Consider the following 17,623-nt stretch of genomic DNA (forward strand, 5'->3'; position numbering starts at 1 on the left):
CGTGCTTAAGCGTCAGCGGCGGATGCGATCGTCACCACCACTTGCGATTGATCGGACGTGCACGGTGCTGTGGCGTTCAACGTGTACGTGTAGTTGCCCGCAGCGTTCACAGCAGGGTCGAACATCCCACCGACCAAGCCGCCGCTCCAGGTGCCGCCCGCATCGGGGCTGCCGCCGAGCTCCGTGAAGAGATCGATCGCTGCTCCGTCAGCGCATACCGTCACCGCACCGTCCGTACCTGCGTTCGGGCTGCCCGTCTCGCTAACCGTAACCGTCGCCGTCGCGTTGCCGCAAGGGCTGGTACCCGTGACTGTATAGATGTACGGACCGGGAGCGTTAACAGCAGGGTCGTACATCCCGCCGACAAGGCCGCCGCTCCAGGTGCCGCCCGCGTCCGGGGATCCGCCCAAGGAGTTGAACAGGTTGACCGCAGCGCCTTGATCGCACACCGTTAAGTTGGCGTCAGTGCCTGCGTTCGGCGTCGAGGTTTCTGCAATTGTGACCGTGGATTGATCACCAACGCAAGGAGCAATGCCCGGAAGCGAATAGGTGAACACTCCGGGTGGCGTCACTCCCGGCTCATACGAACCGCTGAATCCAGCAAGCCAAGTCCCACCCGGTTGTGCGGTGGGGAGAACAGTGAACAGGTTCAGGATATTCCCGTTCGAGCAGAGGGTTATGGACGTGTCACGTCCTGCATTCGGTGCGACGACCTCCACAACCATCACCACGGCCTGATCATCGGCACAGGAGGCCGAGCCAGCGACGGTGTATATATGGGGTCCTTCTGGATCTACTGATGGTTCGTAGGTGCCGTCAAAAAAGGCACCGCCGGGTCCCGTCCACGTTCCGCCTGCTTGTGCTCCTGTCAACACAAAGAACAGATTCGTTGTACTGTTCGATGAACATAGAGTGAAGGTCGTATCCGAGCCTGCGTATGCCGCTGGTATCTCGGCCACCGTGACCGTCGCCGTCGCGTTCGCACAGGGTGCCACGCCAGTGATCGTGTATGTGAATGGACCGGGCGCGTTCACTGCGGGGTCGTACATCCCACCAACAAGGCCGCCGCTCCATGCGCCGCCACCAGCGGGCGTGCCGCCCAATGAGTCCAGCAGGTTGATCGCGACACCGTTCGAGCAGACGCTGACCGAGCTGCTCGTGCCAGCGTTCGCCGGGGCCTGCTCGGCAACCGTGACCGTAGCTGTCGCATTCGCGCAAGGCGCCACGCCAGTGACCGTGTAGGTAAATGGGCCGGGGGCATTAACGGCAGGGTCGTACATCCCACCGACGAGGCCGCCGCTCCATGCGCCGCCACCAGCGGGCGTGCCGCCCAATGAGTCCAGCAGGTTGATCGCGACACCGTTCGAGCAGACGCTGACCGAGCTGCTCGTGCCAGCGTTCGCCGGGGCCTGTTCGGCAACCGTGACCGTCGCCGTCGCGTTCGCACAGGGTGCCACGCCAGTGATCGTGTAGGTGAATGGACCGGGCGCGTTCACTGCGGGGTCGTACATCCCACCAACAAGGCCGCCGCTCCATGTGCCGCCACCGGCCGGAGTGCCGCCCAATGAGTCCAACATGTTGATCGCAACACCGTTCGAGCAGACGCTGACGGAGCTGCTTGTCCCAGCATCAACCGGCGTTTGTTCCGCCACGGTCACCGTCGCCGTCGCGTTCGCGCAGGGTGCCACGCCAGTGACCGTGTACGTGTATGGGCCGGGGGCGTTAACAGCGGGGTTGTACATCCCACCGACAAGGCCGCCGCTCCATGTGCCGCCACCAGCGGGCGTGCCGCCCAATGAGTCCAGCAGGTTGATCGCGACACCGTTGGCGCAGACGCTGACCGAACTGCTCGTGCCTGCATCCGCCGGTGCCACCTCGGTCACCGTCACAGTAGCTGTCGCATTCGCGCAGGGTGCCACGCCAGTGATCGTGTAGGTGAATGGACCGGGCGCGTTGACGGCAGGATCGTACATCCCCCCGACCAAGCCGCCGCTCCATGTGCCGCCACCGGCCGGAGTGCCGCCCAATGAGTCCAACAGGTTGATCGCGACACCGTTCGAGCAGACGCTGACCGAGCTGCTCGTGCCAGCGTTCGCCGGGGCCTGCTCGGCAACCGTGACCGTAGCTGTCGCATTCGCGCAGGGTGCCACGCCAGTGACCGTGTAGGTGTATGGGCCGGGAGCGTTAACGGCAGGATCGTACATCCCACCGACGAGGCCGCCGCTCCATGCGCCGCCACCAGCGGGCGTGCCGCCCAATGAGTCCAATAGGTTGATCGCGACACCGTTCGAGCAGACACTGACCGAGCTGCTCGTGCCAGCGTTCGCCGGGGCCTGCTCGGCAACCGTGACCGTAGCTGTCGCATTCGCGCAGGGCGCCGTGCCCGTGACCGTGTAGGTGTATGGGCCGGGAGCATTAACGGCAGGGTCGTACATCCCGCCGACCAAGCCACCGCTCCATGCGCCGCCACCAGCGGGCGTGCCGCCCAATGAGTCCAACAGGTTGATCGCAACACCGTTCGAGCAGACGCTGACGGAGCTGCTTGTCCCAGCATCAACCGGCGTTTGTTCCGCCACGGTCACCGTAGCTGTCGCATTCGCGCAGGGCGCCGTGCCCGTGACCGTGTAGGTGAATGGGCCGGGAGCATTAACGGCAGGGTCGTACATCCCGCCGACCAAGCCGCCGCTCCATGCGCCGCCACCAGCGGGCGTGCCGCCCAATGAGTCCAGCAGGTTGATCGCGACACCGTTCGAGCAGACGCTGACCGAACTGCTCGTGCCAGCGTTCGCCGGTGCCACCTCGGTCACCGTCACAGTAGCTGTCGCATTCGCGCAGGGTGCCACGCCAGTGATCGTGTAGGTGTAAGGGCCAGGAGCATTAACGGCAGGATCGTACATCCCACCAACAAGGCCACCGCTCCATGCGCCGCCACCAGCGGGCGTGCCGCCCAATGAGTCCAGCAGGTTGATCGCGACACCGTTCGAGCAGACGCTGACCGAGCTGCTCGTGCCAGCGTTCGCCGGGGCCTGCTCGGCAACCGTGACCGTAGCTGTCGCATTCGCGCAAGGCGCCACGCCAGTGACCGTGTAGGTAAATGGGCCGGGGGCATTAACGGCAGGGTCGTACATCCCGCCGACCAAGCCGCCGCTCCATGCGCCGCCACCAGCGGGCGTGCCGCCCAATGAGTCCAGCAGGTTGATCGCGACACCGTTCGAGCAGACGCTGACCGAGCTGCTCGTGCCAGCGTTCGCCGGGGCCTGTTCGGCAACCGTGACCGTCGCCGTCGCGTTCGCACAGGGTGCCACGCCAGTGATCGTGTAGGTGAATGGACCGGGCGCGTTCACTGCGGGGTCGTACATCCCACCAACAAGGCCGCCGCTCCATGTGCCGCCACCGGCCGGAGTGCCGCCCAATGAGTCCAACAGGTTGATCGCAACACCGTTCGAGCAGACGCTGACGGAGCTGCTTGTCCCAGCATCAACCGGCGTTTGTTCCGCCACGGTCACCGTAGCTGTCGCATTCGCGCAGGGCGCCGTGCCCGTGACCGTGTAGGTGTATGGGCCGGGGGCGTTAACGACAGGATCGTACATCCCACCAACAAGGCCGCCGCTCCATGCGCCGCCACCAGCGGGCGTGCCGCCCAATGAGTCCAATAGGTTGATCGCAACACCGTTCGAGCAGACGCTGACCGAACTGCTCGTGCCTGCATCCGCCGGTGCCACCTCGGTCACCGTCACAGTAGCCGTCGAATTGGCGCAAGGCGCCACACCCGTGACCGTGTAGGTATACGGGCCGGGTGCGTTCACGGCAGGGTCGTACATGCCCCCGACAAGGCCGCCGCTCCATGTGCCGCCCGCAGCGGGTGCACCGCCCAAGGAGTTCCGCAAATTTATCGGTGCTCCGTTCCCACAGACGCTGACCGGGCCGTTCGTGCCCGCGTTCGCCGGCGTTTGTTCCGCCACGGTCACCGTAGCTGTCGCGTTCGCGCAGGGTGCCACGCCCGTGACCGTGTAGGTAAATGGGCCGGGAGCATTAACGGCAGGGTTGTACATCCCGCCGACGAGGCCGCCGCTCCATGCGCCGCCACCGGCAGGAGTGCCGCCCAATGAGTCCAGCAGGTTGATGGGAACACCGTTGGCGCAGACGCTGACCGAACTGCTCGTGCCTGCATCCGCCGGTGCCACCTCGGTCACCGTCACAGTAGCCGTCGAATTGGCGCAAGGCGCCACACCCGTGACCGTGTAGGTATACGGGCCGGGTGCGTTCACGGCAGGGTCGTACATGCCCCCGACAAGGCCGCCGCTCCATGTGCCGCCCGCAGCGGGCGCACCGCCCAAGGAGTTCCGCAAATTTATCGGTGCTCCGTTCCCACAGACGCTGACCGGGCCGTTCGTGCCCGCGTTCGCCGGCGTTTGTTCCGCCACGGTCACCGTCGCCGTCGCGTTCGCGCAGGGTGCCACGCCCGTGACCGTGTAGGTGAATGGGCCGGGAGCATTAACGGCAGGGTTGTACATCCCGCCGACGAGGCCGCCGCTCCATGCGCCGCCACCGGCAGGAGTGCCGCCCAATGAGTCCAGCAGGTTGATGGGAACACCGTTGGCGCAGACGCTGACCGAACTGCTCGTGCCTGCATCCGCCGGTGCCATCTCGGTCACCGTCACAGTAGCCGTCGAATTGGCGCAAGGCGCCACACCCGTGACCGTGTAGGTATACGGGCCGGGTGCGTTCACGGCAGGGTCGTACATGCCCCCGACAAGGCCGCCGCTCCATGTGCCGCCCGCAGCGGGCGCACCGCCCAAGGAGTTCCGCAAATTTATCGGTGCTCCGTTCCCACAGACGCTGACCGGGCCGTTCGTGCCCGCGTTCGCCGGCGTTTGTTCCGCCACGGTCACCGTCGCTGTCGCGTTCGCGCAGGGCGCCGTGCCCGTGACCGTGTAGGTGAATGGGCCGGGAGCATTAACGGCAGGGTTGTACATCCCGCCGACGAGGCCACCGCTCCATGCGCCGCCACCGGCAGGAGTGCCGCCCAATGAGTCCAGCAGGTTGATGGGAACACCGTTGGCGCAGACGCTGACCGAACTGCTCGTGCCAGCGTTCGCTGGTGCCACCTCGGTCACCGTGACCGTGGCCGTAGCCGCGGCACATCCTCCGCCGCCCGGAACGGTATATTGAAAAACTCCCGGTCCTTGTGTGGCCGGATCATAGTTCGGACCAACAGGTGTACCTCCCGGTAGCCGGGTCCATGTACCGGTCGCGTCCGGGGTTCCGCCCAAGCCGGAGATCAATGGAACAGGGACGGAATTGCCACAAACTTTCAGCGTACTGTCCACCCCCGCGTTGGGCGTCCCGGCGGTGAAGTTGACGGTCAATGTGGCGCTCACATTCATGCATGCATTCCCGACGATGTAGGTGTATACGCCTGCCAGATCGGTGGTAGGGTCGAACTGGGGATCATGGATGCTGTTGTCGGGGGCATACCATATTCCACCCGCGTCCGGTGTTCCGCCCAACCGGTCGATCAGGTTGAATACGTTGGCCGTGGGGCAGACCAATGTTGAAGCGTCCGTTCCCGCATCGGGGCTTCCTGCGGCAGGAGTGAATGAGGTGATGTTCACGGCGATCGTGGTACTGTTCACGATCGGGCAGGCGCCGTCGTTCACCTGGAACAACACGTTCACCGGGCTATTGCTGACATCCCCCGTCCAACAGACCGTTACAGTGGCCGGGTTCGCCCCACTGACGGAATATGTGGCACCCGGCAACAGTGTGGTAACCTGGGAAGCCACTACCAGCACATCCCCGGGATCCATATCCTCAAAGACCAAACTGAAGCAAATTGCTGAGCCATCACAGATCTGAATGGCGTTCGGTCCGAGTATAAAGCCCCCCGGAGCGGGTGGATCTCCGGGACCACCAGGGCCCGTGAGCGTCGCAGAGCCTTGCGCGACGGGCGTGCTACCGACACAGGCCAAGGCCACGATACTGACATCCCGCATCACCGTACCGATGAGAACCCCGCTCGCATTATACTGTTCGATCTCGATCACGAAGACATACCGGCCTATCGCCGGTGGCGTGAAAACCAACTGCCCCGTGACCGGGTCCAGCGAGGTGCTATTTGCAGGCTGGTTAGCGCTATAACCTGGCTTGTAGCCGATCGGGGACGAACTGTTCGCAAAGCCTCGTGCATTGATCAACGAATAAGCCAAGGAATCACCGTTCGGCTCCGTGACCCCGAAATTGTAGCTGGCCTCCTGTCCAACACAGACGTAGGGAACGGAATTTTCCGTGAACACCGGCGAATCATCACAGGCTGCCAGGTCGTTCCGTAGGACCGCCTCCAGATAAATTCCCGCGGAACCCACCAGGTTCATCGTGACAGCACGACAGCAGAGCACCCAGGACATAGTCCAGCCGCCCGGACAGGGAGGCATGTTCAACACCGTCTGGAAACTGTACAGGTTCACCCCCTGAAGCCCGCCACCGTTGCAAGTGCTGTTCACCAATTGGGCCGGGCAGATCTGGCTCACTTCCGTAGGTACGGGCGGAGGGATCAATACATCAAAGGAACCGCAGGCGCTCTCATAGTGCAGGGTCTGGTCGATCGCAGGCACACCGCTGCAATCAAGGAAAAGATCCAACGTCACCAAGTAATTGTTCCCGCCTTGGCATACATAAGTGATGTTGCCGCCCATGTAGTGGGCCGCATCTGCATGCAGGCCGAACACGAGCGCCAACGCGACAAGGGCATGCCTCAGCCGACGAAGACAGTAAAATGGGCGGGATAACTTCAAGGGGCGTTGGTCGGTTTATCTCGTTGGAACCTTCAAAATTAGGAGATCCGGTGTTGAACGGGGTTCCTTATTTCCTATTGACGCCTCTTTGCCCCGATCCGGCGCATGGGCCGGGGATCGTTGTACGACTATGAACCTCTTGGTGTTCCCCGTTGAAAGTACCATTGTCCAACTTCTCCTACGAACGGTCAGGGACACTACTTTTGACCCCCTTTCCCCGGAACGCCCCGGAGCAACCAACGATCAAGGCTGATGCGAAGACCCTACCCCTCGACCTTCCCCGTTCCGAGGATCGCCCTATCATTTACGTTGGCCCTGATACTGACTCTGGTGGCCTCCTTCCCGCTCCAAGCACAAACGGACACCTCCGGCACCAGCCGGAAAGACAGCTCCCTGCTGATCACCAAGCCGGACACGTCCACCGTTGAACAGGACATCCGCGCCGGGGGCTTCACCGTTTCCGCCACCGACCTCGATGCCGAGATCGCCGGGCAGGACGTTTCCGGCATTTTGCGCTCGTCGCGCGATGTGTTCAATAGCACAGCCGGGTACAACTTCGGCGCGGCCCGTTTCCGTGTCCGCGGTCTGGGCGGCGAGTTCAACCCGGTCAGCATAAACGGCATCTTGATGAACGACCTGGAAAGCGGGTATGCCTCCTGGTCGCTCTGGGGCGGGCTGAACGATGTGACGCGGTGGTCCGAGACGGGCGCGGGCGTCAGCGCATCACGCCACAGTTTCGGCGGCATCGGCGGATGGTCCGATCTGGACCTGCGCGCCTCCCAGTTGCGGAAGGGCATCCGCGTTTCCTATGCGCGGACCAACCGGACCTACCGCAACCGCACCATGGCCACGTACAATACCGGTATGATGGCCAACGGCTGGGCCTTGAGCGCAAGCGGATCCCTGCGCTGGTCCGACGAAGGCTACGTGCCCGGCACATTCTACAACGCTGGTGCGTACTTCCTTTCCGTGGAGAAAAAACTGAACGCCAAGCACAGCTTCGGCTTTATCGGCTTCGGGGCGCCGATCGTTTCGGGCCGCCAGGGGCTGGCGGTGCAGGAGGCCCAGACCCTCACGGACGACCATTATTACAACCCGAACTGGGGCTTTCAAGACGGCAAAAAGCGCAATGCGAACGTGAGCAACGACCACAAACCTGTTTTCATCCTCTCCCACTACTTCAAGCCCGACGACCATACCACTTGGAACACCAGCTTGCTGTACACCTTCGGGCGGGACGGCTATACAGCACTGAACTGGTATGATGCCCCCGACCCACGCCCCGACTACTACCGTTACCTGCCCAGCTACTATAGCGATACCGACCCGGGCATCGCGGCGGACCTCACCAATGCTTGGCACAACGACCCCAACGCCAGCCAGATCAACTGGGACCAGCTCTATTTCGCCAACACGAAGAACCTCTATACCGTGCAGAATGCCGAGGGCGTCCAGGGCAACAACGTCACCGGCATGCGCAGCAAGTACATCGTGGAGGACCGCCGGGCCGACCCGACGCGTATCGCCTTGAACAGCGTGTGGAGCAGGGAATTGACAGATCAGCTGCACCTCACGGTCGGGGCCAGCTATAACAGCCAGAAGACACATTACTTCAAGGTGATCGAGGACCTGTTGGGTGGCGACTACTGGCTGGACTACGACCAGTTCGCCAGCCGAGACAGCGACGACCCCAATGCCGCCCAGAACGACCTGAACACGCCCAACCATATAGTGTACAAGGGCGATGCCTTCGGCTACGATTATGACATCAAGACCAACTTGGTGAACGCCTTTGGCCAAGTGGAAAAGAAATGGCGGAAGGTGGAAGGCTATTTCGGGGCCAGCCTTTCGAGCACCTGCTTTTGGCGTGACGGTCACTACCAAAAAGCCCTGTTTCCGGACAACTCCTTCGGGAAAAGCGAAAAGCAGCGTTTCATCCATGGCGGCGTGAAGGCCGGTGCGGTCTACAAGATCTCCGGCCGCCAGTACATCACCGCCAATGCCGGCTTTATCTCCAACGCACCTACTGCGCGCTCCGCCTACCTCAGCCCCCGTACCCGCGACGCCGCGGTGGACGGCCTCACCACCGAGAAAGCCCTTAGCGGGGACATCGGCTACGAGGTGCGCATGCCCCGGGTAAAAGGCCGCGCGACCCTCTACTACGTGCACACCACGGACGGCATCTGGTCCCGCAGCTTTTACCATGACGTGTACCGCACCTTCGTGAACTATTCCATGACCGGGGTGGCGCAGAAGAACGTGGGCCTCGAACTGGCCGCCGAGGTGAAGCTTTCTCCCACTTGGCAGCTCACCGCCGTATACGCCGAAGGACAATACCTCTACGATTCCCGGCCCATCGCCACGGTGACCCGGGACAACAGCGACACCGCGCTGGCCACGGGCCGCACCGTGTACTGGAAAGACTACAGCGTGGGCGGAATGCCACAGCGCGCCGCCTCCCTGGGCCTTCGTTACAATGCACCGAAGTACTGGTCCATCGGCGCGAACATGAACTATTTCGGCAACATCTACCTGGACCCCAACCCGGACCGCCGAACAGCTGAGGCCTTAGGCAATCTCGTCATCGAGGACCCCCAGTGGAACCAGTTGCTGGAACAGACCAAATTGGACGATGGCTACACCGTGGACATCTTCTTCACCAAGAGCTGGATGCTGAAACACAAGTACCGCATCGGCTTCAACCTCTCCATCAGCAACCTGCTGGACAATACGGACCTGGTCACCGGCGGCTACGAGCAACTGCGCTACGTGCCCATGGAGATCGACAAATTCCCGCCCAAGCTCAGCTACATGTACGGCCGCACCTTCTACGCCCAGGTCAACCTCAGCTTCTGATAAAACGAAAATGCAACGCATCACCCCCGCCCAACGCATCGCCTTGCTGGCCTTGCCCCTGCTCTTAGCCACGGCTTTCGGCTGCAAAAGGGAATTCGATACACCGCCCGTGCGCTCCATACCTGAGGGAGCCAAAGTGAACATCACCCAGCTGCGAGCGCTGTACACAAGTCAATCTGTACTCTCACCCGTGCATTTCTCCGACACAGCCGGGGCGATCACCACCGTCTATGGCGTAGTGACTGCGGATGAGCAAAGCGGAAACCTCTATAAAAACATCTATGTCCAAGACTCCTCTGGTGCCGCCATCTGTCTGCGTTTGCTGAACTCCGGAGGTCTTTACCAAGGAGATTACATCCGGATCTATCTGCCCGGCACAGTTCTAAGTGTTTACCAGAATCTCCTTCAGTTGGACAGTGTGGATGTGGACAACAACATTGTTAAGCAGTCCACTGGAGTTGACGTGACAAGTGCCACCAGCATTTTCATTACTCCAGCTTCGATCAACCAACTTGCCACAAATAGCGGCTACGCTAACGCCAATGGTATTCCCACATACCAAAGCAAATTAGTAAAGATCACTGGTGTGCAGTTTGCTGATAGCACGGGAAACCTGACCTATGCGGATGCGGCCAACCTCGGAACACTGAACCGCGATCTTGATGATTGCAACGGCAACACGACGATCGTTCGTACCAGTGGCTACGCGAACTTCGCCGGGCAACACCTGCCCGCCGGCAAGGGGAGTTTCATTGGAATAGCCAGCTATTATAGCAGTAGTGGCCCCAATGGGCTTCAACTCCTGGTTCGCGATCCGAGTGATATTGACATGAACGGTCCTCGTTGCGGGCAAGCAGGCACTTGTGTCCCTGTGGCATCGGTTTCAGAAGATTTCTCCTCCGTGGTGAACAACCAAACGATCAATCTGGATTGCTGGAAGAACACCTTTACAGAAGGTAGTGTGGCTTGGCGCGGCAAGGTGAGCGGCTCCGACTTCAGCGCAGAGGCCCGGCTTTCCCTTGGACAAGCCAGCACCATGTGGTTGGTAACACCGCAGATCACATACTCCACCTCGCAGAACCTGTCCTTCTCATCGGCCAAAGTGAACTGGGTACATGACGGTCTCACCGCCTGGGTTAGTACCGATTTCACCGGCGACGTGACCACCGCGACCTGGACACAGGTGAACGGAGCGACCATCGCCGGGCAGGCTGATGCGGACAATGATTGGATCCCCTCCGGTAGCATCGCGCTCTCCGGAATCCTTCCTTCGGGATATAGCGGTAACTTCGTGGTCGCCTTCAAATACCAAGGTGATGCCGCACAAAACACCACCTACCGTGTTGACAACGTACAGGTGAACTAAAATCCTCCTTACCCTGAAACCCAACATACCATGAGAACAGCAGTACTCCTTTCCACCCTTGCGATCGCCGGCATGGCCAGCGCGCAGGTCTTCCAAAGCGGCTTTGAAGACTGGACCGGCTCCACGCCGGACGGTTGGTCCGGGTCCAAGACGAACATCCCCTCCGGCGGCGTTACCCAAGTGACGGACAACGTACACGGGGGCAGCTCCGCCGTCCGCTTGGAGAACACGACCAGCAGCCATAAGCGCTTCACCACGCAGCCCATCGCGGTAACCACCGGGCAGAACTTTGAGATCACCTTCTGGGTGCGCGGCAACGGAAATATCCGTGTGGGCTTGTTTGACGGCCGGCCAGGCGGCAGCTCGGGCTATGCCGGTTATTCCCCATACACCGTAGTAGCCTCCCCGGACGCTTGGACCCAAGTGACCCAGAGCATCGCGGCGGCCTACGACACCACGGGCGGCGAATTCATCCTTTCCGTGCAGAGCACCGTAGCCCCGGAGCATCTGGTGGTGGACGATGTGACCATTACCGAGGCCGGCCCGCTCACCCCGGTGAGCATCTATGACATCCAGTATACCACGGACCCCAGCGGAGATTCCCCGTTGAACGGCCAGACCGTTTTGACCGGCGGCCTCGTCTCGGCGGACCTGCCCGGGGCCGGTGACGGCTACTTCGTGCAAAGCGGCAGCGGCCCGTGGTCGGGCATCTACGTGTACGATACGGACAACACACCTTCCATCGGTGACAGCATCACCTTCATGGCCTCCGTGAGCGAGTATTTCGGCATCACCGAGCTTTCGAGCCTTTCGGCTTACACGGTAGTCTCCAGCGGCAATGCGGTAGCGGCCTTCGACGTGGCCACGGGCGATGTCTCGCTTGAGCCATTGGAAAGTGTGCTGTTGCGCGTGCTGAACGCCACCTGCACAGAGGAGCCCGGTGGGGCCAACTTCGGCAAGTACAAAGTGGACGATGGCACCGGTGATGCCGTGATCGGCAAAGTGATCTACACCACCGTTCCGGATCCCTTGCTCGGGAATACCTACAACATCACCGGTGTGAACTATTACTCCTTCAGCGAATACAACATCGAGCCGCGCATGGAAAGCGATGTGGATTTCATCACCGGCATTTCCGAGGCCGGTGTGCTCTCCTCTGTTCAAGTGGGCCCGAACCCCGCCAAGAACATCCTGAACGTAAGCCTCGGCCAAGCTGCAGGGAGCCAGGTGAACTACACCCTCACGGACATGCAGGGCCGCACGGTCCAAAGCGGTCAGTTCTACGGCGCACACGGGCAATTGAACGTGAACGACATGGGCACGGGCCTGTACCACCTCACCTTGCGCAGCAGTGAACTGGTGAAGACCTTTGCCGTGCAAGTGGCGAAATAAGATCGTCGCATATCCCACTTTGGGAAGAGCCGTTCCGCGATCGCGGAACGGCTCTTCCCTTGAGTTGCAATGGCCCCTATGTACAGAACGGGCTGAACCATTGACCCTCCATCCTTGTTGCACACGGATACATCCGTTCATTGAACAAAAAGGAAGAAGAACAGCATGAACAATACCGAACTCGCGATCAACAGGATAAAGGAACTCCTGCTCATCCATGGCCCGAAGGTCATCGGAGCCGTCGTGGTGCTGATCCTCGGCCTTTGGGTGATCCGCCTGCTGGTACGCGCGATGGCCCGCATGATGGAAAAGCGCATCGTTGACCCTTCGCTGATCCCCTTCGTCCGTGGCTTAGTTGGAGCGGTTCTCAAAGTGGGCCTCATCATCAGTGTGATCCAGATGGTGGGCATCGAGACCACGAGCTTTATTGCCGTATTGGGCGCTGCGGGCCTGGCCGTCGGCATGGCGTTGAGCGGCACTTTGCAGAATTTCGCGGGCGGGGTGATGATCCTGCTCTTCAAGCCCTACAAGGCGGGCGACCTCATCGAAGCGCAGGGGCACCTGGGCACCGTACATAGCATCCAGATCTTCAACACGATCCTGAAGACGCTGGACAACAAGACGGTGATACTACCGAACGCGCCCGTCAGCACGGGGTCCATCGTCAACTTCAGCACAGAGCCTCAACGGCGGGTGGACATGACCTTCGGCATCGGGTACGATGCCGACATCGATGCCGCCCGTGGGGCGATCACGGAATTGATCAATGCGGACAAGCGCATCCTGAAGGATCCCGCTCCACAAGTGGTGGTGGGTGAACTGGCGGACAGTTCCGTGAACTTCACCGTGCGTGTTTGGGCCAGGTCCGAGGACTACTGGGGCGTGTTCTTCGACATGCACGAACAGGTGAAAAAGACGTTCGATGCTAAGAGCATCAGCATTCCTTTCCCGCAGATCCGGGTTCACTCGGATTAAGGAGCATACCGCAACTCCATCAGGTCCGATACACATCGCCCCCTTCGGGAGATCCGTCACGGAAATATCGGGCGAGCTTGTGTTCAACGCTTTCGGACCACTATGGCGATGGCGCACATGGAGTCCTCATAGCGCCGGAAGACCTTGCGCATGGAAAGGATCCGCTTGCGGGCTTTGGGGTGCGTGAGGATGTTGAAGGCGATCTTCAAGGTGCGGAAGAAGCCTTCATCATCCATGATCCGGGCAGGTTCCAAGAGGTGCATCGGATTGATCATGACACTTTCCACCGTGAAGCCCTCGGCCTCCAGCATGGCGGTCCATTCGGCCTGGGTAAGCGGCCGCGCGTTGACCTTTATGGTCGAGGCCAGGTCGTGCTGGATCTGCTTCTTGCCCGCTTCGGGCATGGAATCCGGCGTAAGCGCGATCTCGTGGATACCATAAAGCCCTCCCGGCCTCAGAATGCGGTAAGCCTCCCGCACGATCTCCGCCTTCCGATGGTCCGCTTGCATGGTGAGCATGGCCTCGCCGTATACTTTATCCGCCGAACCGCTGCCCAAGGGGCTACAGCAGGCATTGCCGATCACGATCTCGCGGTCGGGACCATGGATCTTCTTCCGCAGGATGACCGCCGCTTCCTCGTTGAGCTCGACACCCGTATAGCTGCGCGGGTTCTTGGCCAAGGCGATCCCGGCGGTGAAACCGAGGCCGGGGGCGAATTCCACGATGTCATCCTGGGTTGTAATCCCCAGCTTGCCCATCAATTGCAAGGTGAGTTCCTTACCGCCGGGCCGCAGCACCTTCTTGCCCATTTTGGCCAAAAGCCAGTGGCCCTGCTCCTCGTTCAAGGTCTGGTTCGCCGTTGAACGGTGCGGTGTGACCAACTTCGGTTCAGCGGTCGCGACCGGCTCCATTACTTCCTGTTCTTTCATTTTCCTTATTTGGAACAATTCCAAACAAGGGTAATGCCTCAACAAAAAGCCCGAACTGAGGATCGTCAGTTCGGGCCGAAAATGATGCGCCCCGGCAAGCCGGGGCGCATCTCCCATCTACCCAACCCTACTTCGAAAGCACCTTGAATTCGGTACGTCGGTTCGCCTGATGCTCGGGCTCGGTGCATTTGGTGCATTCGCAGGCCTCCACAGGCTTGGTCTCGCCGTAGCCCTTGGCGATCAGCCGGTCCTTGGCGATGCCTTGTTTGATCAAATAGTCCACCGCGCTCTTGGCCCGCTTCTCGGAAAGGGACATGTTGTATGCGTCCTTGCCGCGGCAGTCCGTGTGCGAGCTGAGCTCGATCTTCACCGAGGGGTTATCGTTCAGCGTCTGCACCAGCTTGTCCAGCTCCACGGCCGCGTCCGGGCGGATGTTCCACTTGGCGAGGTCATAGTAGATGTTGTCCAAGCGTACCACCTGGTCCACTTTCAGCGGGAACAGGTTGAAGTCCGTGTGGATGATCGTATTGGTCTTGCCCTTAGTGGTGATGCGTGCGCTCTGCTTGAAGAAGCCCTCCTTCTCCACCTTGAGGCGATAGTCCTTCTCGCCCAGAAGCGCGAACGCGTAATGTCCGTCCGGACCGGTGAGCATTTCCTCCACCACGTTACCATCAGCATCAAGAAGCTGGACTTTGGCACTGTCCAGCGGGGCCTTGGTCTCGCCGTGCATCACAATGCCCTCGGCACCGTAATCGTACTTCTCCATCTGCACCACCACGTTATCAAGGTCGTCGGTTCCGGCGTCCACCGTGGTGCTGCCTTGGCGGTAACCGTTCCGGCTGGCGCTGATGGTGTACTTTTCACTGTATGGCAGGTCGATGGTGAAACGTCCGCCGTCCTGCATTTCCACCTTGGCCCCATCGATGAAGGCGCCTTTCGCGTCGCGGACGTCCAGCTGTGCCTCGTCGATGCCTTCCTGTGACAGCTTGTCGACCACGATCCCTTTGATCTTTATGCGTGGAGGATGGACCGTGCAGCCGTAGATGTCAAGGCTTCCCATGCCCCCCGGGCGATCGGTGACGAAGAAGCCGGTGCTGTCGTCGGCGAGAAGCATCAGGCCCTGGTCGTTCCAGGTGGTGTTCATCGGCGTGCCCAAATTGAACACACGACCCGGCCCCGAGGCGGTGAGGCGCACGGAGAAGATGTCGTACCCGCCCAGACCGGGGTGGCCGGTGCTGCTGAAGTAGAGGGTACTGTCCTTGGTGGTGAACGGGTACATTTCACTGCCCGGGGTGTTCACCTTGCTTCCGATGTTCTTCGGTGCGCCCCATTCGCCAGCATTATCGTCGCAGTACCAGATGTCCGTGCCGCCACTTCCGCCGGGCATGTCGCTGACGAAGTAGAGCCGCTTGCCATCCGGCGAAATAGAAGGCTGGCCCACGTTGTACTCGGGGTCGTTGTAGTCGAACGGAGTGAGGGCGCCCCATTCCGACTGCCCGAACTCACCCTTCGCTATGTCCGTGTAGTAGATACCGAGCTTCACCTCGCCATTGGAGGCCTTCAACAACTTCCCGTAGTAGTAATTGTCCCGCGTGAAATAGAGGCGTTGGCGAGTGGAGTCGAAGCTCGCCGTCCCGTCATGATAGCGGCTGTTGACGACCTTCCTCATCACCATGGGGTCTGTCGCGGTCTCACCTTTCAATAAAGCGGAATAGAGGTTCAAGAAGGGTTCGCTGTCCCATTTGTACTTGGTCTTGCCCCCGACTCCCTCACCCCTCGCGCTGCTGAACAGGAACAGATCGTCCATCACGGCAGGGCCCAGGTCGGCCTCCGCGGAATTGATCGGGAGGGTCCGTATCGCGTCCTTCGTGCTGTCACGTTCCAGTTTCTTGAGGAACTCCCCGTTCTTCAGATATTCTTTCACCCATTCATCATCCGGTGCTTGTTCCGCGTAAGTCTTGTACCACGTGAGGGACTCCTCATACTTTCCTTGTGCGCGCAATTGATCGGCATAGGCCAGCAGGTCGTCCGGCGCGGGGCTGCCCAGGTCGATCAACCGCTTGTAGGTCTCGGCGGCCTTAGCATTGTTCCCCATCTTCTTATAGGCGAAGGCGAGCTGCCGGTAGTCGGCGGGCTGGGCCTTATTGCCGGCGACGATGTCCTCATAGACCTTCGCCATGTTGGCAAAGTCGAACACCGCGGCATACTTCTCCGCCATGAGGTGCTTGAACTTCTGCGCCTGCACGGCCGGGGATGCCAGCAGCAAAAAGGCGGTTGCGAGAATGAGGTACCGTGGGCGCATGGGAATGGATAGGTGCATCTGGCTCAGAAGTAACGCGGTGAACGGATCCCCTTGGCTGCATTGCCGAACTCGACGCCGAGCATGAACTCGTGGCTGCCGCCGCTATAGTTTCGCAACGGGGATAATGGGTAGTCGTAAGCATAGCCCACGGAGATCCCGTCGGTGAGGTTGTACTGGACCAAGGCTCCGATCGCATCGGTGTAGCGGTACATGGCGCCGAGCCACAGCTTGTCATAGAGCAGGAAGTTCGCGCTGAGGTCGAAGCTGATGGGCGCACCTTCCACCGCTTTCACCATGGCCGTAGGCTTGAATTTGGTGTAGGTGCCCAGATCGAACACGTAACCGCCGGTGAGGTAGTAGTGCGCCCGTTGCCCGGGTTGGCTCACGAATTGGAGCGAATCCTCATCGAAAAAGTCCGTGCGCAACACCTTCGGCGAACTGAGCCCGAGATAGAAACGGTCGCTGTACCACATCACCCCGAAGCCGAACTGCGGGTCGGTCTTCGTGCTGACGTTCTGCTGGAACACTTGGTCGTTGGCCTCCAAGGGATGCAGGTCCGCAAATTTGCCTTGGAAGAGGTTGAGGCCGCCCTTAATGCCAAAGGCCAGCTTCTGGTTGTTCCCGAGGAAGATCCTGTAGGACAGGTCCACGATCAATCCGTACTGGGTGACTGGCCCGTGCTCATCGCGCATCACCGTACCGCCCAGCCCTAAGCTCTGCACCAAGAAGGGGCTATGCACGGTGAGCGTCTGCGTGGTCGGCGCTCCCTCGAAGCCCACCCATTGGTGGCGGCTGAGCGCCTTGATGCTCACGCGGTCCGCGCTGCCCGCATAGGCCGGGTTCAACGCCAGCAGGTTGAACATGTACTGGGTGAACTGCGGGTCCTGCTGGGCCTTGGCCTGCTTGGGCAGCAGGGCCGGGCCGGCGAGCAGAAGCGCGAGCAACGCCATTTTCCAACGAGAGGCTTCGGATGCCATCGGCGTGGTTGTTTTCGTGAGTGCGTTCATGA

At 60.7% G+C, this 17,623-nt stretch carries 8 protein-coding genes; 4 read left to right on the forward strand and 4 right to left on the reverse strand.

Annotation, left to right across the window (positions count from 1 at the left end; translation table 11 throughout):
• Nucleotides 1-5 precede the first annotated feature (5 nt).
• Nucleotides 6-6,737: a hypothetical protein gene (locus IPP95_08820; protein ID QQS71302.1), complete on the reverse strand. Its 6,732-nt coding sequence runs from the start codon at nucleotides 6,735-6,737 to the stop codon at nucleotides 6-8.
• Nucleotides 6,738-7,103: 366 nt separating this feature from the next.
• Between IPP95_08820 and IPP95_08825 the strand changes: the two genes are divergently transcribed.
• The 4 genes from IPP95_08825 (at nucleotide 7,104) to IPP95_08840 (ending at nucleotide 13,383) form a co-directional block, all read left to right on the forward strand.
• Entirely contained in the window at nucleotides 7,104-9,650 is a 2,547-nt protein-coding gene (locus IPP95_08825) for a TonB-dependent receptor (GenBank protein QQS71303.1), read from the forward strand.
• Between the two features lie 10 nt (nucleotides 9,651-9,660).
• On the forward strand, nucleotides 9,661-11,016 hold the full coding sequence (locus IPP95_08830; GenBank protein QQS71304.1) for a choice-of-anchor J domain-containing protein: 1,356 nt from the start codon (nucleotides 9,661-9,663) through the stop codon (nucleotides 11,014-11,016).
• A gap of 30 nt (nucleotides 11,017-11,046) precedes the next feature.
• Nucleotides 11,047-12,408: a carbohydrate binding domain-containing protein gene (locus tag IPP95_08835; GenBank protein ID QQS71305.1), complete on the forward strand. Its 1,362-nt coding sequence runs from the start codon at nucleotides 11,047-11,049 to the stop codon at nucleotides 12,406-12,408.
• 165 nt (nucleotides 12,409-12,573) lie between these two features.
• Complete coding sequence (locus IPP95_08840) at nucleotides 12,574-13,383, forward strand: mechanosensitive ion channel (GenBank protein QQS71306.1); 810 nt, start codon at nucleotides 12,574-12,576, stop codon at nucleotides 13,381-13,383.
• A gap of 83 nt (nucleotides 13,384-13,466) precedes the next feature.
• Here IPP95_08840 and IPP95_08845 read toward each other — a convergent pair whose 3' ends face one another.
• From IPP95_08845 to IPP95_08855, 3 genes are all read right to left on the reverse strand, one after another.
• The gene (locus IPP95_08845) at nucleotides 13,467-14,294 is read right to left on the reverse strand and encodes a methyltransferase domain-containing protein (GenBank protein QQS74231.1); all 828 of its coding nucleotides are present in this window, start codon (nucleotides 14,292-14,294) and stop codon (nucleotides 13,467-13,469) included.
• A 145-nt stretch (nucleotides 14,295-14,439) separates the two neighbouring features.
• A complete protein-coding gene (locus IPP95_08850) occupies nucleotides 14,440-16,614 on the reverse strand; it encodes a carboxypeptidase regulatory-like domain-containing protein (protein QQS71307.1) in 2,175 nt (724 codons plus the stop codon).
• A gap of 23 nt (nucleotides 16,615-16,637) precedes the next feature.
• Nucleotides 16,638-17,621: a type IX secretion system membrane protein PorP/SprF gene (locus IPP95_08855; protein ID QQS71308.1), complete on the reverse strand. Its 984-nt coding sequence runs from the start codon at nucleotides 17,619-17,621 to the stop codon at nucleotides 16,638-16,640.
• Nucleotides 17,622-17,623 lie beyond the last annotated feature (2 nt).

The organism is Flavobacteriales bacterium, assembly GCA_016700415.1.
Classification (GTDB): Bacteria; Bacteroidota; Bacteroidia; order Flavobacteriales_F; family PHOS-HE28; genus PHOS-HE28.

Excerpts from the sequence above, each read along its gene's own strand:
- IPP95_08830 (QQS71304.1), top strand. The coding sequence starts at position 9,661 with ATGCAACGCATCACCCCCGCCCAACGCATCGCCTTGCTGGCCTTGCCC.
- IPP95_08835 (QQS71305.1), top strand. The coding sequence starts at position 11,047 with ATGAGAACAGCAGTACTCCTTTCCACCCTTGCGATCGCCGGCATGGCC.
- IPP95_08840 (QQS71306.1), top strand. The coding sequence starts at position 12,574 with ATGAACAATACCGAACTCGCGATCAACAGGATAAAGGAACTCCTGCTC.
- IPP95_08845 (QQS74231.1), bottom strand. The coding sequence starts at position 14,294 with ATGGAGCCGGTCGCGACCGCTGAACCGAAGTTGGTCACACCGCACCGT.
- IPP95_08850 (QQS71307.1), bottom strand. The coding sequence starts at position 16,614 with ATGCGCCCACGGTACCTCATTCTCGCAACCGCCTTTTTGCTGCTGGCA.
- IPP95_08855 (QQS71308.1), bottom strand. The coding sequence starts at position 17,621 with ATGAACGCACTCACGAAAACAACCACGCCGATGGCATCCGAAGCCTCT.